The sequence below is a fragment of the Neobacillus muris genome, from assembly GCF_943193175.1.
Lineage (GTDB): Bacteria > Bacillota > Bacilli > Bacillales > Cytobacillaceae > Neobacillus > Neobacillus muris.
On the sequence record NZ_CALPDF010000010.1, the window covers coordinates 88139 to 111940 of the forward strand.

The window sequence follows — 23802 nt, forward strand, 5'->3', positions numbered from 1 at the left end:
ATTACTCGTTAAAGCGCTTTCTATTTAATTGTGGTTGTGACATAATAGAATTATTAACCATATAAATAATGCCTATATGACGGAGTGTTTTAAATGGGTTATACAAACTTGATTGCTAAAATAAACTATCTATGGAAAGGAAGTTACCATAGGAATAGTTTTATTCTCATTTTAATTATTACCAGTATTCCTGGACTTTTAATAGGTTTAGGAATCTATTGGTTTGCTGTTGGCAAAGTGGAAGATGAACTTAAAGCATCCAACGCAAATCAAACTGTTCAAAGGGCAAAAAATATCGATGAACAATTTAAATACATAGAGGAATATACATCCCATTGGGCATTTGAGCCTCGGTTTGGAGATGCTTTAAAAAATATAGATTTTGTAAGGCAGTTTACGGAAACATATGATATTACCAGAACTTTGGTTTTATTAGAAGGCAGCCATAATTTGATAAGTAATGCAGAATTATATTTGGATATTAATAATCCCATTTTATTTAACAAGGAATACAACGTGTTGGATGAAAAACAGAATCAAGTTTATCATAATATGCTATCAAGTGGAACAAAATTGCATTGGGAGGAAATTTCGTCCGTTAAAGGACAGAAAACCCCGACTTTAGCTTTTGTCAGTAATATTCCAATTATTAATAAGGTGCCATTTGGGGCTATCATTGTTACCATTGACCGTCATAAAGCAATTGATCTCTTAAAAACATTAACCCCCTATGATCATGGAGCAACTTTTCTTCTGAATGAAAAAAATGATCTGTTGCTTTCTTCTAACAGTACAGGTGAAACTAGCTTTATTAATGTTGTAAAAAAGGAATTGGAAAAACAAAAGAAAGAGAGCGGCTCGTTTCAATTTGAATATAAAAACATAAACTATTTAATTTCATTTGGTCATTTTACAAGAATTAAATCAAAGTGGACATATGTTTCTGCTTCGCCCATGTCTTCCATTACAGAACCTATCGTTTTTATTTCAAGATTAATCATGATTATCAGCGGTTCAGCCCTGCTTCTAGCTATTATTTTGTCATGGCTGACTTCACTGAGAATATATGCGCCAATCCGAAATCTGCTGCGGAATTTTGTGGGAGATGAAACAGATAATTGGAAAAGAATAGAGAAGGATGCCTTTTCCATTATCGAGCAGCAATGGAAGGAGTTATCACAAAAAAGTAACCTGCTCCAGCATCGGCTTTCCGAGCAATTGACAGAGCTAAAAGGCAACTTCATCTATCAACTAGTTCAAGGTGATTTGCATCATTATCATGAAGAAGACTTGCGTCAAAGAATGGAGACATATGGCTGGAACGTAGAAAATCAATATTTTATTGCTATTGAACTGCAACTCACGGGCTTTTTTGGAGAAAAAAGAAGCTACTCTCCTAATGATAATGGTGTAGTTACCTATATGACGGCTAATATTATGGAAGAATTAGCTCAAAAGATGTTCCCTCAATTTAACACTATAAAATTTTCTGATTTTTCTGTTGGTTTGTTAGTTATCTATCCTGCTGATTACTCAATTGAAGAAGATTTAAATCGTTTTGCTGCGGAGGTAACAGAAACTGTAAACCAGGTCATTCAAATGCATGTAACTATTACAATTAGCGAGAAGACCGACCGTGTAAAGAAAATTCCTTATATATTTGAAGATGTAAAAACAGGCGTCCGATTCCGAATCTATGAAAATAGCAATCAAATGATAGATTTGCGAAAGTATCAGCATTCGGGAAATATTGATTTCCAATTTCCTTTTGCCATTGAAAAAGAAATTATTCAGGCCATTCGAATGGGACAAGTTGAAGAGATTGCAGGTTTGATTTATAAATTTATTCAGGAGTTTATCAGTAAAGGAATCAGCGAGATATACTTGCAGCAGGCAGTAACCCAACTATTTAGCAGTATCCAGCATGAAATATTGCATTCAGGCATACATCCACTTGAACTTTATAACGGTAAAAATATGATTGATGAACTTTCTAAAATCCGTGATCAGGAAAGGATTGTTAATTGGTTTTCAAAGGATGTAATCGGCCCTTACATAGAGAAGCTTGAATGCCGCATGAATATGGAATTAAAATGTATGGTGGAAAAGGTGGTTGTCACAATACAGGAAAGGTATATGGAAGATATATCTTTAGAAAGTTGTGCCGATGATGCTGGTACAAATCCATATACACTTAGTAAAGCATTTAAACAGATAATTGGAATTAATTTTATTGATTATTTAACACAATTAAGAATTGATAAAGCAAAAGACTTATTAATCAATTCTGATTTAAAAATAAATGAGATCGCTGAGAGTGTAGGATACAGACATAGTTATTTCAACAGGATTTTCAAAAAACAAGTCGGTATTCCACCAAGCCAATATCGGAAGCTCAATCAAGACGCCAATAAATTAAATTTAGAAAATGATGGTTAATTTATATTAATTATCATTTTTTTTTTAAGAAACTAAGTTTTTAAGATAACATAGCGGATTAAATTCACTATTACAAAAAAGTATGGTTGCCGGAAAAGAAATATCATTTTATAGTCAAGTGGAAAGCATAAGAATCCTTTATGATAGGTGGGATTTTGTTATGATAGTCAGCCAGTTTGAAAAGGGTAAATGCCTTTATGCAAATCCCCTGACCAGTAAACATGAAATACAGGATTGGATTTTGGAAGGAAAAGCTAAGGTTAGCTTTGAAGGTAACCGATTACATTTAGAAAACGAATTGGGCCCTGAAGTTTATGGGGACAATTCTCATTGGGTATATTGGTGTCCTGTCAGTTTTCCAGATCGAATAATGATTGAGTGGGAGTTTAGTCCAATAAGGGAACCTGGACTTTGTATGATCTTTTTCGCGGCGACAGGACGAAGCGGGGAAGACCTTTTTGATCCAGTTTTGCCGGCAAGGCATGGTCAGTATCCAGAATACCATTCGGGATCTATTAATTGCTTGCACCTGTCTTATTTTAGGCATAAGCATGCAGATGAAAGAGCTTTTCGTACGTGTAATTTGCGGAAAAGCTTTGGCTTCCACTTAGCCGCAATGGCTGCCGATCCTCTGCCGCCTGTAGAGGATGCGATTTCTCCTTATTATATGAGATTAGTAAAATATGAGGGGATCGTACAGTTTTCAATTAATTATTTACCGGTACTCGAATGGGAAGATGATGGTACTATGTATGGACCAATTTACGAAGGAGGAAAAATCGGCTTTCGTCAAATGGCGCCAATGAAGGTAGCTTATTCTAATTTAAATGTATATCAAGCTATCAAACGTTGACCATATGGAGATTTTTGAGATATTCCTTTTACTATTTTAATACGTTTACAGGAGGTACTTCCTATGCAAATGAATGGGCTGACAGGGGCGCTATATAAACTTTGTGAATGGGTTTTGAAATTAGCCTTTATTAATGTTCTATGGCTTGCCTTTTCGATCGCTGGATTAGTGGTGTTTGGAGTTTTTCCTGCTACAATTGCAATGTTTGTCATCGTAAGGAAAATGTTGATGGGGGAGTTTGATGTTCCTGTTTTTAAAACCTTTTGGGGGTCTTATAAGAAGGAGTTTATTAAAAGTAATCTTCTCGGTCTTATTCTCGTGATCCTTGGCTATTTCCTATATGTTGACATTCATTTGCTTCAAAACACTGGCGGGTATCTCAATTTAATCTACTATCCTGTCTTACTTATTTGTTTGGGCTACGTCTTGACAGTGTGTTATGTATTTCCGACGTTTGTTCATTATGATCTTAAAGTTCATCAGGTATTAAAAACAGCATTTTACATCATGCTATTTAATCCGCTATCCACAGCTTTGATGGCTATTGGCGCTGTGGCTATCTACCTTTTAATGACCACAGTTCCAGGATTAATCCCTTTATTTTGTGGCAGTGTATTAGCAGTGATTCTGATGTGGTCAGCATTTTTTGCTTTTTCTAAGGTTGAAAGAATCCAACAAGGGACTGTCTCGAAATAAGGAGAAGGGATATGCAAAGACAAATGAGTCAGATACAACAATTAAAAAATCACTTTCAAAATCCATCTGCAGAGTATTCGGTTTTTCCCTTTTGGTTTTTAAATGGGGATCTTAATAAAGAAGAGATTTCAAAGCAATTGAGCGATTTCAAATCCAAAGGGGTTCTTGGTGTGGTTGCCCATCCTCGTATTGGCATACCAGAGGATATCGAATATCTAGGGCCAAAGTTTATGGATATCATGCAATTTATCATGGAGGAATCCACAAAGTTAGGTATGAAGGTGATTATCTATGATGAAGGGATGTATCCATCTGGGTCGGCACATGGCAAGGTAGTTGAAAATAATCCAGAGTATGCGGCAAGGGGCTTGAGAATGGCATTGCATTCTGCAAGCGGCTTTACACAAATGGAAGAAGAGTTGGCAGATTCCGAGGAGATCGTTCTCGCCGTTGCAGTAAAGTTTATCGGAAAATCGAAGATTGATCCCCTAGCGATTATTCCATTGGAGGTCGAGAACAATAGGGTTTCCTTTGAACCAACAGAACCGGGTGACTGGTCCATGGTGTTCCTTATTTCTACTTTTTCCAAGGGAACTGTGCGGGGAATTCATTTCGGAGAAGATGATGGTGAGCCTGGAGCACCGCCGGCGGGGGATTTATTAAATCCTGACGCCATGCAAAAGTTTATCCGTGTCACGCATGATGTCTATTACGAACACTTGAAGGAATACTTCGGAAATACGATAGAAGCACTTTTCACAGATGAACCAAGTGTGGTTGGGCGCTGTGTTGACACCGAAAAAATTAAGCCTTGGACGATCGGCTTTTTGGATTATTATCAGGAACATGGGAATGAAAGCACTGATTTGTTATCGCTATGGTTTGACGTCGGGGTTGACACAAACATCAAGAGAAGAAATTTTAAAAAGGCCGTTAACAAACGGCTTCAAGAAACGTATTACCGTCCTATTTCTGAATGGTGTGAGAGACATGGCATTCAATTGACCGGGCATCCGGAAACAAGTGACGATATCGGATTTCTAAAATATTTTCAGCTGCCAGGCCAGGATTTGGTGTGGAGATGGGTTGGCCCCGAAGACAATAAAGGAATCATAGGACGGGACAGTACTTTAGGAAAATGTTCTTCGGATGCAGCTCGGCATCGCGGATTGCCGCGTAATGCTAATGAGGTTTTTGGCTGCTGCGGACCAAATGGGCATCAATGGCAATTTTCCGTAGATGATATGAAATGGTTTGTCGACTGGCTGTTCGTTCGGGGAGTAAATAAACTTTATCCTCATGCATTCTACTATTCTATTGATGGTGAACGATTAAATGAACGGGCACCTGACAATGGTCCACATAACGCATGGTGGAAATATTATAAGAAAATTGCGGATTATGAAAGACGTATGTCCTGGCTGTTGAGTGAATGTTCAAACGTAACAGAAATTGCTGTTTTATGCGAAGAGGATCATATTCCGTGGAAAATTGCTGAGCCTTTATATACCCATCAGATTGAATTTAATTATTTGGAAGAGGAACTTTTTCTTCATGATTGTGTGATTGAAGAAGGTAAAGCGAAAATAAAAAACCAAAGTTATCGAGTACTCATTCTTGAGAATCTTGAACAACTGGCGTCAAATGACCTTGTCAATAAGCTCAATCTGTTCCTAGAAACGGGGGGTGCAGTGATTGCTTATAATCCAGAAAAGAAAAATCTCTCGTTATCGGGTAGGGTCATCCAAATCTATAATTATAACAGCGTGATTGGCGCGATCGATCGTGTTCTTTTCAGAGATGTTTATTTAGCACCGAATAATCCCGGGCTGCGGGTTACGCATATCGTCAAAGAAGGCTTTGATTTTTATGTTTTAGTGAATGAAGACGAGCATGCGATAGAAGGTGAATTGGCTATTAATGGCCATGGCGCTATCGAAACCTGGGATGCCTGGAACTCCCGTATAGAAGAAATTCAGATTAAGGCAGCGGATGATATCTATACAAGGTTCCCTATTTCACTGCAGCGCAGAGAGTCAGCCATTATTTGTGTGAATTCAGAGGGAGCGCCAGCTTTTGCAAAGGGGCATAATGAATCAAAACCAATAATCACCGTACAGGTCGACAACTGGATTTTAACCAATCCTTTCTGGCACGGAGAACCACTCGAAACTTTGGTTTCTTTAACAGAGCTTGAAGAGATGAAATATTTTTCCGGAGAATCAATTTATGAGTCTAATGTGACTGTTGATTCGATAAATGAATATAAAAAGGCCGAATTGGATTTAGGTGAGGTTTGTGAGTTGGCGGAATTAAACGTCAACGGGAAAAATGCAGGAGTAAAAATGTGGAGTCCCTATCTTTTTGACATCACCCCGTATATGGATGCAGATCAGTTGAGTATTAAGGTAACCGTTACCAATAGTAAGGCAAATGAGTACGCCAAAGAATCTGTAAAATCTGGCTTGATTGGCCCAGTGACTTTGAAACTTTATACATAGGTCAATGTGAATTAAATTCCAATTGAGTTAAATAGAATGTGAGGGATTGTATGCCAAAAATTATGATGGCTTTTCCTGAAGGAAAACATAAAGTAGTAACCATGAGTTATGACGATGGCAGGGATGCCGACAGAAGATTAGTAGAAATCTTTAATAAAAATCGAATCAAAGGAACGTTTCATATTAATTCTGGTTTATTAGGGACAGACGGCCGAATTCCCCATGAGGAGATTGAGTCACTATATAAAGGGCATGAAATCTCAACCCATACTGTGACGCACCCAACTATAGCTAGATCTCCAAAGGAACAAATCATTGAGGAAGTCATCGAAGACCGAAAACGGTTGGAGGAAATAGCTGGATATACGGTAAGGGGATTATCCTACCCTAATGGCTCTTATAATCAATTAATTAAAGAAATGCTTCCATATTTAGGTATTGAGTATGCGAGAACCGTCCATAGTACAGGAAATTTTTCCATGCCGGATGATTTTCTCGAGTGGAATCCAACCTGCCATCATAAACGAGATTTAATGAAGCTGGCAGAGGAATTTGTCCAGCTTCATAAAAAACAATACTTATATATGATGTATGTCTGGGGTCATAGCTATGAGTTTGACGATGATGAAAACTGGGATTTGATCGAAAGTTTTTGTGAGTTTATAGGCAATAGAAATGATATTTGGTATGCGGCTAACATCGAAATTGTGGACTATATGAAGGCGTTCCAAAACCTAAAATTTTCGGCAGACAGTACTTTTGTTTACAACCCGACTGCAATTTCAGTTTGGTTAAGTGTAGACGGGATTATTGTCGAAGTAGAAGCTGGGAAGCAAATTGTTTTAGTTTAATTTGACTATTATTTTTAATAAAAATAAGTATTGTTTTTGGGTAGTCGGCGGCGATATTCAAGGATATTTCGATAACAGTTGGCTTAGGAATGAATGAAATTAATAAAACAAAGTCCCAAAGAGGTTCTATTCGACCTTAAAGGAATTATTGCCCCGACAACTGTCGGCATTGCCGCGGCAGGAAAAGTGCTGACAGATAAAGGCTTAAAAGGCAAAGTAAAGCTAACGGGACTTGGTTTGCCAAGCGAAATGGCTGAGTATATTGAAAGCGGTGTCTGTGACTGGATGTATTTGTGGAATCCAATTGACGTCGGATATCTTTCTGGTTATGCTGCAGAAGCACTTGTAAGTGGTAAAATCACGGGTAAAGTCGGTGATAAATTTACAGCAGGTGATCTTGGTGAAAAAGAAGTGGTTGCAGATGGTGATGGCACACAAATCATGCTAGGAGACCCATTTAAATTTGATTCTAGCAACATTGCAGAGTGGAAAGACGTTTACTAAAATTATTCCCCCAAAGCCTGCAGAAATTTGAAAACAATTTCTGCAGGCTTTTTAAGTTTGCAAATAAGGACAATAAATTAGACCAATTAAGTTATAGGAATAACTTATATTTTTAGTATGATAGTAGTGTAAGTAAGCGTTTACGACCGAAAGGTGATGTTCATGACAAAGTACAGTATTGCCGTTGATATTGGTGCTTCCAGCGGAAGACTCATTTTAGGCTGGCTGGAAAATGGCTCATTAAAATTAGATGAAATTCATCGTTTTGAAAACAAGATTGTCAAAAAAGGTGACCACTTTTGCTGGGAAGTTGATAAACTGTTCCAGGAAATTAAAAATGGATTAAAGAAATGTGCCGAGGTGGGCATTAAACCAGACAGTATTGGGATTGATACATGGGCTGTAGATTTTGTGCTGTTGGATGAAAACGATCAGCCAATTACGGAAGCGGTTTCTTACCGTGATCCCCGGACTGATGGAATGATGGAAGAGGTCTTCCAGATTATTTCTAAGGAAAGACTTTATCTGGAAACTGGAATCCAGTTCCAAAAATTTAATACCATCTATCAGCTTTATTCGATTAAAAAAAATCACCCTGAAATTCTCGAAAAAGCAAAAACATTTTTAATGATACCGGATTATTTAAACTACTTGTTGACAGGCAAGAAGGCCAATGAATATACGAATGCCACTTCGACGCAGCTTGTGAATGCGTTTACAAAGAAATGGGACCATCAGCTGTTGGATGTCCTTGGTATCAATAAGGACATGTTCCAGGAAATCAATGTACCTAAAACAGTCCTTGGAACACTCAAAGAAGAATTGGTTTCAGAGCTCGGTTTTGATATGGAAGTCATTCTTCCGGCAACTCACGACACTGGTTCGGCTGTTATCGCCGTTCCGGAACAGGATGGAACGATATACATCAGTTCCGGAACATGGTCGCTGATTGGAACGGAAAACTATTTCCCAATCTGTGTTACTAAAGCATTGGATTATAACTTTACCAATGAAGGCGGAATCGATTACCAATTCCGTTTCTTGAAAAACATCATGGGCCTTTGGATGATTCAGGAAGTGAAACGAAACTATAATGATGAATATTCTTTTGCTAGATTCGTAGAGTTAGCGGAAGAAGCTAAGGATTTCAAGGCCATTGTCAATGTAAATGATGACCGCTTCTTGAAACCGGACAGCATGGTGCAAGAAATCATGAATTATTGTGTGGAAACCGGACAGCCTGTTCCAAACACGCCTGGTGAGGTAGCCAAGTGCGTTTACGATAGCTTAGCGGTAAGTTATCAGGATGCAGTGAAAGAAATAGAAGAAATTTTTGAAAAGCAGTTTGAAAAAATTAATGTCATTGGCGGCGGCTGCCAGAATGAAATGCTCAATCAGTTAATCGCCGACGTGACTAATAAAGAAGTAAATGCCGGACCTATTGAAGCAACGGCCATCGGCAATATAGCTGCCCAACTGCTGGCGCTGGGAGAAATTCAAGACATTAAGCGGGCCCGCGCCATCATCAAAGAATCTTTTGAAGTAAAAAAATATTTACCGGCACAGCCCGTTAAAAGCTAACTAAGGAAGGAAGAATGAACTATGTCTGTTAAAGAAAACTATGAACTTGCGAAACAAGCGTATGCTAAATGGGGAATTAACGTTGATGAGGTCCTTGAAACATTAAAAAAGGTTCCAGTCTCTATCCATTGCTGGCAAGGCGATGACATCGGCGGATTTGAAGTGAATCAACATGAATTGTCCGGCGGCATTGATGTAACCGGTAACTATCCTGGTAAAGCCTCTACACCTGAGCAGCTAAGAGCTGACTTAGAAAAAGCGTTATCCTTGATTCCTGGTAAACACCGTGTAAACCTGCATGCGATTTACGCAGAAACAAATGGCGAAGTAGTGGAAAGAGACCAATTAGAGCCCAAGCATTTTGAAAACTGGGTTAATTGGGCAAAGGAAAATGGACTTGGTTTGGATTTCAACCCAACTTTATTCTCTCATCCAAAAGCAGCTGATGGTCTTACACTTTCACATCCAGAGGAAGAAATTCGCGAATTCTGGATCAACCACTGTATTGTCAGCCGGAAAATTGGCGAATATTTTGGAAAAGAACTTGGTACTCCTGCCTTAACTAATATCTGGATTCCAGATGGCTATAAAGATGTTCCAAGTGATCGTCTGACTCCAAGAAAGAGATTAAAAGAATCGTTGGATAAGATTTTTGCAGTGGATGTAGACGAAAAGTACAACTTGGATGCAGTTGAAAGTAAAGTATTTGGCATCGGATCAGAATCTTATGTAGTTGGTTCTCATGAATTCTATTTAAACTATGCAATGAAAAACAATAAATTATGCTTGCTGGATACGGGTCACTATCATCCAACTGAAACTGTTTCTAACAAAATATCTTCTATGCTTCTGTTTAGCGAGAAACTTGCTTTGCATGTATCAAGACCTGTACGTTGGGACAGTGACCATGTTGTCATCCTTGATGATGAATTAAAAGAAATCGCTTTAGAAATTGTACGTAATGATGCCCTAGACCGTGTCATCATTGGACTTGATTTCTTTGATGCCAGCATAAACCGTGTAGCGGCTTGGACCATTGGTACACGCAACATGATCAAGGCCCTGCTTTATGCAATGCTTGTTCCAAATGAGCAATTAAAACAGCTTCAGGAAGAAGGCAATTTTACCGAAAGGTTAGCGTTAATGGAAGAATTCAAGACTTATCCATTTGGCGCAGTTTGGGACTATTATTGTGAAATAATGAGGGTTCCAGTAAAGGAGTCTTGGTTAGAAGAAGTAAAAGCCTACGAAAATGAAGTTTTATCAAAAAGATAAAAACCAGGTAAAGGCTCAAACGGGGAAAGTGCAACCGTTTGGGCCTTTAATTTTTTGAAAAGATATATTTGTTTTTCAGAAAATGTGTTATAGTATGAGTGTGAATAAACAGATAATCAAACGAAAAACAACATAAAACCAACATAGGTCTAAAAATGAGAAAGGGGCAGGAGTTTGTGCTTGTAGCAGAAAGACAAAAAAAAATTGTCGAATTAGTTAATGAACGATTAAGTATTCGGGTATCCGAACTTAGCAAAATTTTCTCTGTAACCGAAGAAACGATTCGACGAGATTTGGAAAAGCTTGAAAAAGAGAATTTATTAATGCGCAGCCATGGTGGAGCAGTCAGTATTGAAAAGGACCAAGGGGAGATTTCTTATTTAGAAAGAGAGATTACCAATGCGGAACAGAAGGGTTCAATTGCAAGGGCTGCCGTTCGAACCATTGAACCTGGAGATCAAATCATTTTAGATGCAAGTACGACCGCATGGTATGTAGCAAAGGAATTGCCAGATATGCCTTTAACAGTTTTAACAAACTCTATAAAGGCGGCGATCGAGCTTAGTAAGAAGGAACAAATCAAAGTGATATCTACTGGCGGAACATTACTGTCACAATCTCTATCATATGTAGGACCTCTTGCGGAAAGATCCCTTGGCATGTATCATGTCAATAAAGTTTTTCTTTCTTGCAAGGGGGTTCACCTTGAAAAAGGACTTAGTGATTTTAATGAGCTGCAGGCGCTCCTGAAAAAACAAATGATGGAAATCGCTGATGAGAGAATCCTCATGGTAGATTCTAGTAAATTTGGGACACGTGCATTTTCACAAATAGCACCTATTTCAAAAGTGGACTGTGTGATAACGGATTCTAATATTGATGAACAAACGATAAAGTTGTTAGAGGAAAAGAATATTAAAGTAATAATCGCCGACAAGCCACGGTGAGCTGGATAAAAATATCCTTTCAATAGATATGACTTAATAGTTGAGACCGTGGATTGTTTTCCGGTCTCTTCGTTTTACCAATACTTTATTGTGCTGACTTGTGAGGTGGTTCATATAAAGGTAACATTGAAACTGTTGGCAGGCTTTTTACTAATATTTGTTGTAAGCGGTTGCTCTTATTGGGACCATACTGAAAAATATCAAATTATCTTTAATGGTGAAAAGAAGGATGCGCAAAATAGCGAAAGCGGAACAAAAAATGATTTCACAATTGCGATTGTGCCGAAGGTAAGCGGGATCCCATATTTTAATGCGGTAGAAGAAGGTGCTTTGGAAGCAGGCAAAAAATTAAAAGTAACCGTTATTTTTGCTGGTCCTCCAATTGCTGATTGGAAGCAGCAGATGAATATTATTGAAGATTTAGTTCAAAAAGATGTCGACCTTATTGCCGTTTCGGCAAACGATCCAATGATGTTGAGACCTATTTTACAAAAGGCCGAGCAAAAGGGCATTAAAGTAATCACCTGGGATTCAGATACAACCTCCGAACAAAGAGATTTATTTATCAACATGGTTGATCCTGAAAAGTTAGGGCGTCATTTAATGGATAATTTGGCTTCGAGAATGGGAGAAACAGGGGACTTTGCTATCATGACAGGCTCCCAAGATGCTGCAAATTTATCGGAGTGGCTGAAATGGATAAAGGTGCAGCAGAAACAGGTTTATCCCAATATGAATTTAATTGAGGTTGTAGAAACGGAGGATAATCCACAGAAGTCTTATCTAGAGGCAGAAAGACTCCTGAAAAATTATCCAAACTTAAAGGGAATATTAGGAAGTTCCTCCGTTGGACCGCCTGCAGCGGCTCAAGCAGTTAAGGATGCGGGGAAATCAGGAGAAGTAGTGGTTACAGGTTTATCGACACCTAATTTAATGAGAACCTTTTTAAAAGATAATTCCGCCCAAATTGTCACATTATGGAGTCCCAAAAAACTTGGGTATTTAACTGTAAGTGTTGCTAAAGATCTTTTGAATGGCCAAACACCAAAGGACGGACAACATATCAAAAATATTGGGAATATCAAGGTGGAGGGAGATACTGTCATCATGGGACTGCCGATTGATTTTACAAGGGAGAATATTGACCAGTATGATTTTTAAGGTCTTCAACAAAAGAAACAGCACCCGATTGTCAACAAAATTAATTATCACTTATATTCTTATAACAGTCATTCCAATGGGACTGCTGAGCTCCCTTGCCTATTACGAATATACGAAGTCTATCGAAGAACAAGTGGGTGAATATATTCCGAAACTATTAAAACAAGCAAATAATAATTTGGAAAATAATTTAAGTGAATTAGAGAATTATCCGGAATTAATTTATAGTTCGAATGAAGTAATGGGCGTATTGAGGGATGATTCCAAAAAAAATCAATCGCGATACCAGCAAGATAAATTTGTCGTGGAAAGCTTTCTGACCAAGACGTATCTGGAAAATAGTCCGGATATTTTGGGTGCTTTTATTCTGTCAAAAAATCGTGCATTTGTCAGCACACGAGTTCCATATGATGGGTTTAATCTTGAAAATTTGTCTTTACCCTATGGAGAAGAACATGCCCTTGGAGATAAAATACAAATGTTAATGCCATACCGGACAGCATTAAAGTTTGAAGGAAATCCTCCCTTCCTGCTTTTAATGAAACAAATTACCGACTTCGATAACAGAAAGTCCCTTGGTACCATTTTTTTGGCTGTCAAACTTTCCTTTATTGAAAAGGTTCTATCCGATTTAGAAGAGGAAAAAAATGCAGAATTGTCGGTCATGGATGAAGGCGGGCAGATTATTTATCATACTAATCCAAATAGAATAGGTACCTTTTTTCCAAACTTAAAAGAATATCCAATTCACAACGGAAGCTTCCAATCATTCGATCAAAAAGGACCGTCACTTATCAGCATTAACCAGTCTGCATCCCATAAATGGATTTTAGTTCATAGTATTCCTCTAAAATATTTAACAAAAAGCACGGATATCGTAAAAAATGTAACCGTTTTTGCATTTGTTGGGCTGGTTATAATCACCACGATTATCTCGATCATTCTTGCATGGACAGTTACCAAACCAATCAAAAGACTAGGAAACATCATGCAGGAGGTTGAACAGGGGAACTTGGATGTGTACATACCCGTCCATGGTAAGGATGAAGTGGGGGTATTAGCTCATAGCTTTGATTCGATGATCAGAAAGCTCAGGGAATTAATTAAGAAAAATTACACGATTGAAATTAGGCAAAAAGATGCTGAACTGTATGCGTTGCAGTCCCAAATCAATCCTCATTTCATGTACAATACCTTGCAGACGATAAGTATGGCAGTCGAAGAGGGAGAATCCGAAGCAGTAGTTGAAATGGTAACCGTTCTGGGAAGGATGCTCCGTTATTCCCTCACCAATAATGACCGGCTTGTCCCCATTTCCAAGGAAGTGGAGCATGTTAATGATTTTTTAAGATTACAGAGGTTTAGATTTGAAGAAAGGCTCACCTTTGAAATAAAAGTAGAAATAAAAAGCGATGAGTATTTTTCACCTAAGTTTATTCTTCAGCCAATAATAGAGAACTCCATAAAATACGGATTAGAAAAGCGAAAAATATTAAAGATAGAAATTGTTGTTCGGGAAATTGCCAGAGAGCAGGGATCCAAGGACATTGTTTTTATTATTCGTGATAATGGCCCGGGCATTAGTTCAGAGCAATTGGCTGATATAAACCTGAAATTACGGTCAGATCCAATGGGAAAACGAGAATCAGGGTTTGGAATGATGAATGTCCATGCCCGCGTGGCGATGCTGTTTGGTAATCAGTATGAACTTAAGGTAAAGAGTAAAGAAGGCACAGGTACAGAGGTAACCATTCAAATTCCAATCATCACCAAGAATGAGGTCTCTCAGTTTCTGGCAGGAAAGGGGATGGTAAGTGATGAATAAGATAAAAACCATTATTGTTGATGATGAGTCAAGAATTCGCAGAGGAATTGAGCGATTAATTCGCTCATGCGGGGATGAATGGGAAATCGTGGCTGCCTTCTCTGATGGCTTGGAAGCATTCGAGACCATAACAAAGGACTCCCTTGTATTTGACCTGTTGATCTCTGACATCAAGATGCCGGAGATGGATGGTTTAACTCTAAATAATGAATTAAAAAAGTATTCCACCTTTCTAACCATTTTTATAAGCGGTTACGATGATTTTGAATACCTGCAGTCTGCCCTGAAGAGCGGAGCGGCTAATTACATTCTAAAGCCAATTGATAAGGAACAATTTCAGGTACAGTTAAATGAGATAAAAGAAAGGATCATTGCAGAATATAAAAAAAGGCATGAGTGGGAAAAAATAAAAGAAAAAGCAGCAAAATTAGACTATACCAAACAAGTCCAACTATTGAGTGAAATGATTTGGAATGAGGAGAGAGATATCTCTTACTTGGACTGGACTCGGGAATTTCCAGCAGGATCCTACCAATTAGTTCACTTTAGCATTGATCATGTATTTTCAAAAACCAAAGATTTTTCTTCTAAAGAATGGAACACCTGGATTTTTGCAGTAGAAAATATATTGGAAGAAGTGATGGGAGCGCGATTTAATCAAAAGGGCAAAAGATGGTGGTGGCGCAGCAACAAGTTTGATTATTGGGTGCTGTTCAATGATAAATCCCTGTCTGGGCTGAATGGATCGCTTTTGAAAGAGACGAATCAATTTGCACAAGAATTGAGATATAGTATCCAAAAGTACACACCATTTACGGTTTCTGCTGCAATCAGCAAAATATTTATGGACCTCTCCATTCTTGGAAATACAAAGAAGCAATTGCAAACCTTGATGCAGTTTCGAATGATTCATGGGAGCAACCAAACATTTCAGGCAAGCATAATCAAAAGCTCCAGTAATGAGAAAAACCAAGGTATCACTTCTACAATTCTAAAATCCACCGAACAAATCGTAAACGCTTTAGTATACGGAAAAAGGGAAGAACTCATTAATTCCTTACAAGGTTACTTTCGCGAGCTGGAATCTATCACTTCACCCGTTAATATGAATGAAGCCGTGCATTATTTAATGATTCGAATTGTAAACAGCTGGATTGAAAATAATGGCTATCGTGAAGAACCTGAACTTTTAGCTGAAGCATTAAACATGACGAGGCATGCAGGTAATTTCGTCCAGTTAAAAGATAGTATCAAGCAATGGGTATTAAAGGTAATGTCGAAAATAACTGTTTTGAAAGCAGAACAGCAAAACCCTGTGCTGGAATCCAAAAAATGGATAAAAAATAACCTCCATGAAAATATAACGATCAAAAAGATTGCCCAGCAGGTCTATATGAATCCCAATTATTTTTGTGACTACTTTAAAGCACAAACAGGTGAGACCGTATTGGATTATGTCACAACTGTAAGGCTGGAAAAAGCGAAGGAATTATTGACGAATAGCGATTTAAAAATTGCAGAAATTGCCATTTCTGTCGGCTACCACGATACGAAATATTTTAGACGGCTGTTCAAGCAGTGGCTGGGACAAACCCCTTCACAATACAGAGATCAGCACTCGGTGCCAACATTTGAAAAATAAGGACTTTTAAAGATATGGGTTTGCCATGTCTCTTTTTTTTGCGTCTGCGGCCATTATTCTGAATTTTGTCACCCTTATCTGAATTCTGTCACCTTCAGGTAAGCGCTTTAAAATAGTATAGTTTACCTATAAAGAGAATAAATCCGGGGAAGGGAATGCAATGAACACAAAAAACAAGTATCATGTTTGTTCATCGGGACAATGGAAGTTTTTATGTTGAATGTTAGACTTAAAGATTTATAGAAAAAATTTTCGATCCAAATGAAACCGTTTACTAAATTAGCGAACGAATTAGGAGGTTATATCATGGCTAAATTTGGTGCTAAGAAGACAACTGGTTGGAAAGCAACGATCTCTGTTGCGATGGCCAACTATATCGAAGCTGGTTCGATCATCGCTGCAGCTAGCAGTCTAACATTGTGGCAGGAGTATTTAAAATTGGACAGCATGGCGGTAGGCTTATTAAGCGCCCTAAGTGCAAATGCTTTTGGTGCTGCTGTCGGTGCCTTGTTCGGCGGTTATTTATGTGACAAATATGGACGAAAATTCATATATACGTATGATTTACTGCTTTATATGCTTGGGGTATTATTGATAGCGGTTTCGGTCAACTTCCCAATGCTATTGGTTGGTACCATCATCACTGGAGTGGCGGTGGGTGCAGGGGTACCTGCATCTTGGACATACATTGCGGAAGAAGCACCAGCCGATAAACGGGCAGCCCATGTGGGAACCGCTCAGCTGGCATGGTCAACTGGTCCTGCGCTTACGTTTTTACTCGCCGTCTTGCTTGCACCACTTGGATTATTAGGCAGTCGTCTTATCTTTATCCATTTATTAGTTATTGCCTTCATTACATGGTATATCCGTCAAGGCTTGTCTGAATCAGCGATTTGGAAAGAAGGAAAAGAAAAAGAAGCAAAACAAAGCAGCAACATAAAGAGTAAAGGTGTGCTGAAGGAATTATTTAGCCTGAAACCGAATCGGGAAGCATTGTTCCTGCTAATCGGTATATATTTATTCTGGAACTTAACTGCAGGAGCCATGGGGTATTTTATGCCATACATTTATCAAAATGTTGGCGGTTTAACTGGTACTCAAGCAAATCTGCTTCAAGTTCTGCTTTGGAGTTTAACTGTTGCAACCACTTATTTTGTATTCATGAAATTAGGCGATAAGTATAGCAGAAAATTCTTGTTTGGCTTAGGTGCGGTTATGGGAATCGCTGCATGGATCATCTTGACCTTCACTGGAATGAACTGGTTTTCACTGTTTGCTTTCGTTATCCTATGGGGCAGTGCTGCAGGCTTTGGCGCCCAGGCATTCTATGGTCTGTGGGCAAGTGAACTTTTCCCAACGAAGTATCGTGCAGGTGCACAAGGAATTATGTATTTCTTAGTTCGATTCGGGATAGCCATTTGGTCATTCATCCTCCCAACGATAATGGATAAATTAAGCTTTAAAGTAGCTGGGATTGTTATGCTTGTATTCTTAGCCATCCATTGTGTAGTCGGCCTATTGCTTGCTCCTAACACTAATGGGAAAACACTAAAACAGATTGAAAGAGAACGGTTTGGCACAGCAGCTGATGTAAAAGAGAATGTGGTTTAATTCAATGAAATATTCATTAACCTGGGGTTTCGATCCTAGGTTTTAATTTTTGTTTTTTGTTTAATAGTTAAAATAAAGGAAATGTGACAAAAATGTTAATTAAATCAACATAAACAAAAAAATATTCTTTGTTTATGTTGATTTGCGTGTGTTTTAGATGTATGCTTTTTATATGAAGAAGATACCAAAGGTGTTTGAATAGAGAACAAAGACCTTTATATAGAGGGAGCGAAAAAACATGGCAATGATATTAACCCGAAATTCCATCGAAACAGCACCATTTCTGCAGGAAATGATTGAAACAACTACTAACTTATATCGTCATGGCTGGGATGAACGCAATGGCGGAAATATCAGCTATTTGTTAAATCAATATGAAGTCATTCCGTATTTGGATGTTACCAAAGTGATCAGAACGATCCCGATGAATTTTGATGCTTCAGCCTTAGCAGGGAAATATTTCATTGTTACTGGTTCAGGCAAATATTTTAAAAATGTAAAACAGGATCCAGCATCTAACTTGGGGGTCATTCGAATTTCTGAGGATGGAAGAAGCTACGAAATTCTTTGGGGCTTTGAAAATGGCGGAGTCGCTACGAGTGAACTTCCTACCCACTTAATGAACCATATGACCCGTCTATCTGTTGATAAAAACCATCGTGTAATTATGCATTGTCATGCCACTAATTTAATTGCAATGTCCTTTACACATATTTTGAAGGAAGAAGAATTTACAAAAACGCTTTGGGAAATGTGTACAGAATGTCTGGTTGTATTTCCAGAGGGCGTTGGCATCATCCCTTGGATCGTGCCCGGAACAAACGAAATTGGGGAAGCTACAGCGGAAAAAATGGAGCATGTTCGTCTTGTTCTATGGCCGCATCATGGTATCTTCGGTGCTGGCAATACAATGGATGAGACTTTTGGGCTGATCGAAACAGCAGAAAAGGCTGCAGAGGTTTATACGATTGTTTGTGCTCAAGGAGGTAAAAAACAAACGATTTCGGATGAACAGCTTCAAGCACTGGCAGAGGCCTTTAAAGTGGTGCCTCGACCAGGGATCCTAAATATCTAATGTCTTATTGTTTTACAAAATTAAGGGGCGGTTTCAGTTCCTTACTTTTATAAATACATTTGTGAATAACTGAACAAACTTTGAGGAGGAATTATTGTGAGTGTTTACTATGTACCAAGTACCAATTTGTTTGGAAGAGGCTGTTTGAATGAACTGGCTCCATTAGTAAAAGATCTTGGATTCAAAAAAGCAATGGTAGTAACCGATAAATTTTTAAGCAAATCAGGAATTGCCGGGAAGGTTCTTGAACAACTTGATTCTATTAATCTTGAATATGTTGTATATGACGAAGTAAAACCAAACCCAACCATTGAAAATGTATATGCAGGTGTAGATGTCTTCAAATCTAGTGGCTGTGATTTCCTAGTTTCCGTTGGCGGGGGTTCACCACAGGATACAGCGAAGGCGGTGGGTCTTTACGTAACAAATGGCGGGGACATCCGTGATTATGAGGGTGTGAACAAAACCCAAAATAAATCGATTCCAATTGTGGCAGTAAACACAACAGCGGGGACATCCAGTGAATTTACGATCAACTATGTGATTACTGATACAGAGCGGGAAGTAAAAATGGTTATGGTCGATAAAAATAGTCTAGTTACTATCTCTGTTAACGATCCTGAATTAATGGTCGACAAACCAGCAGCCTTAACTGCTGCAACGGGAATGGATGCATTGACCCATGCTATTGAAGCTATTGTCACTCCCGGTGCATACGGTGTTACCGATGCGACAGCCCTTGCAGCTGTTGAAATTATCTTTAATTATCTCCCGCGTGCCGTGAAGAATGGCCACGATATTGAAGCACGTGAACAAATGTCATATGTCATGTTCTTAGGTGGAATTGCCTTTAATAATGCTGGTCTTGGTTTTGTCCATGCGATGGCCCACCAGCTTGGCGGCGTGTATGACCTGCCGCATGGTGTATGTAATGCGATGCTGCTGCCAATTGTTGAAAGAGAAAATGCCAAACGTGATCCCCGCAAATTCCGTGCCATTGCCAAAGCTGCCGGCCTTGACGTGACAGGAAAAACAGATGAACAATGTGCAGATGCAGCAATTGAAGCCATTAAAGCTCTATCAAAAGAAGTTGGCATTCCTAGCAAACTAGCTGAACTTGGGGTTAATGAGGTAGATCTGGAAAAATTAGCCGTAAATGCATTAAACGACGCATGTGCACCAGGAAACCCATTCCAGCCAACAAAAGAAGAAGTCAAAGAAATGTTTAAAGAAATAGTATAATACCTCAGGGCATATTCCAACAATCGGAATATGCCTTTTTATATTTGTTAATGAAAGAATATGGTATGATTTCTTTTAGAGTGACTGAGAGAAATAGGTGAGATAGTTGAAGCCGGACATTTTATCTGAACTATTGGAGATAACAGAGGAAGAGAAAGCGATCCTTGAACAAAGGGCGGATGTTAGTAGAGAGTTATATACAAGCAAGAAGAATTTTATTATTGAAAGTGAAAAATTCCTCAGTAAGGATAAAACGATCATGGTACGGAAGCATACTAGATTTGTTGATTTTCCCTTGCATAAACATGATTATATTGAGGCCAATTACGTGTTTAATGGGGAATTGCGGCAAACAGTCGGCGGCAGACCGATCATTTTAAAAAAAGGCGAGCTTCTTCTATTAAATCAGCATATTGAGCATGAAATTAAAGCTTCGGGAAAAGAAGACATCGTTATCAACTTAATCATTCGACCGGCATTTTTTGAGTTTATTTTTTCCTTTTTAAGCTCTGAAAATGTGGTGAGTGATTTTTTGCTGAACAGTTTATACAATAATACGCAAAACGGCCAGTATTTATATTTTAAAGTAGCTGAAGTGGAGTCAATACAAAGCTTTATAGGAAAAATGATATATGAAATCATGTATCCATCTACGTTTTCCGAGTCTACCATTAAGCTCTATATGGGTCTTCTAATGATTGAACTAATCAAAAACTCTGATAAAGTCGAGAGAAAGGAAGAAGCATCGGTCCATCATTATTTGATTGTGGAATCCCTTAAATATATTGACGAGCATTTTAAAGATGCCTCGCTGTATGAGTTAGCGGAACAATTAAATCAGCCGCATTATGGCCTAAGTAAAATCATAAAAAAGGCCACTTCCTTTACATTTAAAGAGCTTCTTCAGGAAAAACGGCTGGAAAAGGCAAAGGATTTATTGGAAGGGACCCATCTGCCGATTTCCGAAATAGTGGAGATGGTCGGGTATGATAATATCAGTTATTTTTATCGAATTTTTAAAGAGAAGTACGGTCAGACTCCAAAAAAATTTCGAGATCACGTCATGGGGAGAGGAGACCATTAATCTGCTTTCTCTCTTTGTTAAGTTCAGAAAAATCAATTATTAATCTTATTGTTATTCTATGGAATAAAGGACAAAGCCTAGTAAATAATAGTTATGCGGCTTAAATCAAATAAGACTAGGATTGGTTCAATGAAATACATATTATCAGCAATAGCGGCCATTTTCCTATTATCCAGTTTCAGTTGGGAAAATGCGTATGCAAATGGAAGTCAAACAGACATAAAAACCATTAGGCTGCAAAAATCACGAGCAAATAATATAGAACTATTGCCTAACATCGTATACACCAAAATAGATGGGATTGCATTAAAACTGCATCTCCTTGTCCCAAAGCATTCCGATAAGCAGCTTCCTTTAATTATCTATATTAAGGGAGGAGGATGGGGGAAAAACCATCCTCAAAAGTCTTTTAGCTTTATTCCGTCATTAGTCCAATTTGCCAAGAGAGGCTATGTCGTGGCCAGTGTGGAGCATCGGACAAGCCATGCAGCTAAATTTCCTGCCCAGCTTCATGATATCAAAGCGGCTGTTCGTTATCTGAAAGCAAACGCTGGCAAGTATCATATCAATCCAGATAAAGTTGGGGTTTGGGGCAGTTCTTCAGGCGGGCATCTTGCTGCGTTATTGGGGACGAGCGGCGGTATAAAGCAATTAGAAGGAAATTCGTACAATCAAAGCACTGAAAGCAGGGTTCAAGCAGTTGTGGATTGGTATGGCCCCACTGATTTTTCGCAAATGAGTAAGTTTCCTTCGGAGGTAGATTTTGATGCTGCGGATTCACCTGAATCGATACTGATTGGGGGGCCGGTTCAGGAACATCCGGATCAGGTGAAACTCGCCAATCCCATTACTTATATAACTCCTGACGATCCGCCTTTTTTAATTATGCATGGAGACAAGGATAAGAGGGTACCATATAACCAAAGTGTCCTATTATATCAGGCTTTAAAAAAAGCGAACGTAGAAGTAACCATGTACAGAATTAAAGGGGCGGGGCATGGCGGATTTTCAGAGCCCGCTATTCTCAATATCGTCCAAGAATATTTTGATCTCCACTTAAAGAAAAGGTGACATATTGTCATCTTTTTTTGTTTTGAGGTGTTTTTTAGAAGGAATGTCCAATTTGTTAAAAGTTTGGTAATAATTTGTTCATACTTTTTCGTTTCAATAGAAGGGAGCCCAAAATGGTTTTCCATTCTTTTGGAAGCGAAAGTTCTTATGATTTTAAATTACCAATAAAATCAAACGTATTTCTAATGAGAATCTTAATAATTACTTAAGGTTTAACAGCTAAACTAAAGGAACTAAAAAAGAGGAGAAGGAGGTATTTTCTTAGTTGAAAAAGCTTCATCTTTACGAAATTGATTTCATGCGGACTTTTATCATGCTTGGAGTGCTATCAGTACATACCATGACCATATTTACAAATAAACTGGAAGATGGGACAGTTCCTTCCATGGCCATGTCTGCTGTCCATTCGTCCATGCATGTCACAAGACTGGCATTTATGTTTATTACAGGATTGGTATTGTTTATCACTTATTATCGCAAAGAATTTCATATTTTATCATTTTGGAAGAAAAGACTCTCTTTAATCGCGATCCCCTACCTGTTTTGGAATATCATCTATATTTTATTCCGCAGCACGTATTCTCTCGATTTTAATGGGTCATTGCTAGCTTTTCTAAAAGAGTTGGGCATATCTCTCCTCCAGGGAGATGAATTTTACATTTATTTCGTTTTAATTAGTTTTCAATTTTATCTTGTTTTCCCGTTTCTGCTTTATGGGATGCGGAAATATGAAAAGTGGCATCTGCAAATTTTTATTGGCAGTGTCATCTTCCAATTAGTTATGATGGCTTTTTACAAATTTGCGATTCCGCACATTGACCGTTCTGGATGGCCCTATTTGCTTTCTCATTATGGCGTATTTGTTTTGACCTATCAATGCTGGTTTATTGCGGGAGGAATGGTGGCATGCCATTACGAAAAAATTAGCCATTTCCTTGAAAACCATGTTAAAGCGATTTTGATTAGTTTGTGTTCGGGTGTTGTGCTCATGTGGTTCTACTACTTTTATAATCGATTTTTCCTGTTTTTATCGGAAAATAAAGCACAAGAACCGCATCAGCCTTTATTTCTACCCTATAGTTTATTGGTCATTGCGGCCTTATTGATGTGTGGAAGAAAATGGGCGAAGCATCGAACAGAGCAAAAGTGGGAGCCTTTTAGCCGTTATATCATGCTCGCTTCCAAAACGTCGTTTGGAATGTTTCTTGTCCAGCCGTTTCCCTTGTTTATCATCAAACAGGTGATTCCATTGTTTGATGGCATCAAGTGGATGTATGTGCTGGTCCTGCCAGCTTCCATTTTATTTGTCTATAGTACGTCCATGTTTCTGTCGTACTGGCTGAATAAGCTGCCGCTTATTTCTTATGTGGTGGGAAAAAAATCAACACTAACAAAGGCAGGAAATACGGTACCAGCACGTGGTAACTTGTGATTATTTTTAGGA

At 38.4% G+C, this 23802-nt stretch carries 18 protein-coding genes; all 18 read left to right on the forward strand.

What is annotated here, in order from left to right:
* The first annotated feature begins 93 nt into the window (after positions 1-93).
* The 18 genes from NFS43_RS09720 (at position 94) to NFS43_RS09805 (ending at position 23790) form a co-directional block, all read left to right on the forward strand.
* Positions 94-2439, forward strand: coding sequence for a helix-turn-helix domain-containing protein (locus NFS43_RS09720; RefSeq protein WP_251551464.1), 2346 nt, complete (start codon positions 94-96; stop codon positions 2437-2439).
* A gap of 160 nt (positions 2440-2599) precedes the next feature.
* Positions 2600-3292: a DUF1961 family protein gene (locus tag NFS43_RS09725; RefSeq protein WP_251551488.1), complete on the forward strand. Its 693-nt coding sequence runs from the start codon at positions 2600-2602 to the stop codon at positions 3290-3292.
* Positions 3293-3355: 63 nt separating this feature from the next.
* Positions 3356-3988: a YesL family protein gene (locus NFS43_RS09730; protein WP_251551465.1), complete on the forward strand. Its 633-nt coding sequence runs from the start codon at positions 3356-3358 to the stop codon at positions 3986-3988.
* An 11-nt stretch (positions 3989-3999) separates the two neighbouring features.
* A complete protein-coding gene (locus NFS43_RS09735; RefSeq protein ID WP_251551466.1) occupies positions 4000-6489 on the forward strand; it encodes a glycosylhydrolase-like jelly roll fold domain-containing protein in 2490 nt (829 codons plus the stop codon).
* A gap of 50 nt (positions 6490-6539) precedes the next feature.
* Positions 6540-7340 (forward strand): polysaccharide deacetylase family protein, encoded by an 801-nt coding sequence (locus NFS43_RS09740; protein WP_251551467.1) that lies wholly within the window; start codon positions 6540-6542, stop codon positions 7338-7340.
* A gap of 93 nt (positions 7341-7433) precedes the next feature.
* The gene (locus NFS43_RS09745; RefSeq protein ID WP_251551468.1) at positions 7434-7844 is read left to right on the forward strand and encodes a substrate-binding domain-containing protein; all 411 of its coding nucleotides are present in this window, start codon (positions 7434-7436) and stop codon (positions 7842-7844) included.
* Positions 7845-8006: 162 nt separating this feature from the next.
* Positions 8007-9425, forward strand: a complete 1419-nt coding sequence (gene rhaB, locus NFS43_RS09750; RefSeq protein ID WP_251551469.1) for a rhamnulokinase — start codon at positions 8007-8009, stop codon at positions 9423-9425.
* A 21-nt stretch (positions 9426-9446) separates the two neighbouring features.
* Positions 9447-10700, forward strand: a complete 1254-nt coding sequence (rhaA, locus tag NFS43_RS09755) for an L-rhamnose isomerase (RefSeq protein ID WP_251551470.1) — start codon at positions 9447-9449, stop codon at positions 10698-10700.
* A 176-nt stretch (positions 10701-10876) separates the two neighbouring features.
* Positions 10877-11647 (forward strand): DeoR/GlpR family DNA-binding transcription regulator, encoded by a 771-nt coding sequence (locus NFS43_RS09760; protein WP_251551471.1) that lies wholly within the window; start codon positions 10877-10879, stop codon positions 11645-11647.
* Positions 11648-11737: 90 nt separating this feature from the next.
* Positions 11738-12808, forward strand: a complete 1071-nt coding sequence (locus NFS43_RS09765) for an autoinducer 2 ABC transporter substrate-binding protein (RefSeq protein ID WP_251551472.1) — start codon at positions 11738-11740, stop codon at positions 12806-12808.
* Positions 12798-14633 carry a cache domain-containing sensor histidine kinase gene (locus NFS43_RS09770; protein ID WP_251551473.1) on the forward strand — a complete coding sequence of 612 codons (1836 nt, stop codon included), beginning with the start codon at positions 12798-12800 and terminating at the stop codon, positions 14631-14633. The genes NFS43_RS09765 and NFS43_RS09770 overlap by 11 nt, the downstream gene beginning before the upstream one ends.
* The gene (locus NFS43_RS09775) at positions 14626-16275 is read left to right on the forward strand and encodes a response regulator transcription factor (protein ID WP_251551474.1); all 1650 of its coding nucleotides are present in this window, start codon (positions 14626-14628) and stop codon (positions 16273-16275) included. The genes NFS43_RS09770 and NFS43_RS09775 overlap by 8 nt, the downstream gene beginning before the upstream one ends.
* A 306-nt stretch (positions 16276-16581) precedes the next feature.
* Positions 16582-17886: an MFS transporter gene (locus NFS43_RS09780; protein ID WP_251551475.1), complete on the forward strand. Its 1305-nt coding sequence runs from the start codon at positions 16582-16584 to the stop codon at positions 17884-17886.
* Between the two features lie 238 nt (positions 17887-18124).
* Positions 18125-18961, forward strand: a complete 837-nt coding sequence (gene rhaD / locus NFS43_RS09785; RefSeq protein ID WP_251551476.1) for a rhamnulose-1-phosphate aldolase — start codon at positions 18125-18127, stop codon at positions 18959-18961.
* A 90-nt stretch (positions 18962-19051) separates the two neighbouring features.
* Positions 19052-20203, forward strand: coding sequence for an iron-containing alcohol dehydrogenase (locus NFS43_RS09790; protein ID WP_251551489.1), 1152 nt, complete (start codon positions 19052-19054; stop codon positions 20201-20203).
* Positions 20204-20309: 106 nt separating this feature from the next.
* Positions 20310-21287 (forward strand): AraC family transcriptional regulator, encoded by a 978-nt coding sequence (locus tag NFS43_RS09795; RefSeq protein WP_251551477.1) that lies wholly within the window; start codon positions 20310-20312, stop codon positions 21285-21287.
* Between the two features lie 129 nt (positions 21288-21416).
* The gene (locus NFS43_RS09800; protein ID WP_251551478.1) at positions 21417-22358 is read left to right on the forward strand and encodes an alpha/beta hydrolase; all 942 of its coding nucleotides are present in this window, start codon (positions 21417-21419) and stop codon (positions 22356-22358) included.
* Between the two features lie 265 nt (positions 22359-22623).
* On the forward strand, positions 22624-23790 hold the full coding sequence (locus NFS43_RS09805) for an acyltransferase (RefSeq protein ID WP_251551479.1): 1167 nt from the start codon (positions 22624-22626) through the stop codon (positions 23788-23790).
* Positions 23791-23802 lie beyond the last annotated feature (12 nt).

Coding starts and splice junctions, on each gene's coding strand:
- NFS43_RS09720 (WP_251551464.1), top strand. CDS start 94: ATGGGTTATACAAACTTGATTGCTAAAATAAACTATCTATGGAAAGGA.
- NFS43_RS09725 (WP_251551488.1), top strand. CDS start 2,600: ATGATAGTCAGCCAGTTTGAAAAGGGTAAATGCCTTTATGCAAATCCC.
- NFS43_RS09730 (WP_251551465.1), top strand. CDS start 3,356: ATGCAAATGAATGGGCTGACAGGGGCGCTATATAAACTTTGTGAATGG.
- NFS43_RS09735 (WP_251551466.1), top strand. CDS start 4,000: ATGCAAAGACAAATGAGTCAGATACAACAATTAAAAAATCACTTTCAA.
- NFS43_RS09740 (WP_251551467.1), top strand. CDS start 6,540: ATGCCAAAAATTATGATGGCTTTTCCTGAAGGAAAACATAAAGTAGTA.
- NFS43_RS09745 (WP_251551468.1), top strand. CDS start 7,434: ATGAAATTAATAAAACAAAGTCCCAAAGAGGTTCTATTCGACCTTAAA.
- rhaB (WP_251551469.1), top strand. CDS start 8,007: ATGACAAAGTACAGTATTGCCGTTGATATTGGTGCTTCCAGCGGAAGA.
- rhaA (WP_251551470.1), top strand. CDS start 9,447: ATGTCTGTTAAAGAAAACTATGAACTTGCGAAACAAGCGTATGCTAAA.
- NFS43_RS09770 (WP_251551473.1), top strand. CDS start 12,798: ATGATTTTTAAGGTCTTCAACAAAAGAAACAGCACCCGATTGTCAACA.
- NFS43_RS09775 (WP_251551474.1), top strand. CDS start 14,626: ATGAATAAGATAAAAACCATTATTGTTGATGATGAGTCAAGAATTCGC.
- NFS43_RS09780 (WP_251551475.1), top strand. CDS start 16,582: ATGGCTAAATTTGGTGCTAAGAAGACAACTGGTTGGAAAGCAACGATC.
- rhaD (WP_251551476.1), top strand. CDS start 18,125: ATGGCAATGATATTAACCCGAAATTCCATCGAAACAGCACCATTTCTG.
- NFS43_RS09800 (WP_251551478.1), top strand. CDS start 21,417: ATGAAATACATATTATCAGCAATAGCGGCCATTTTCCTATTATCCAGT.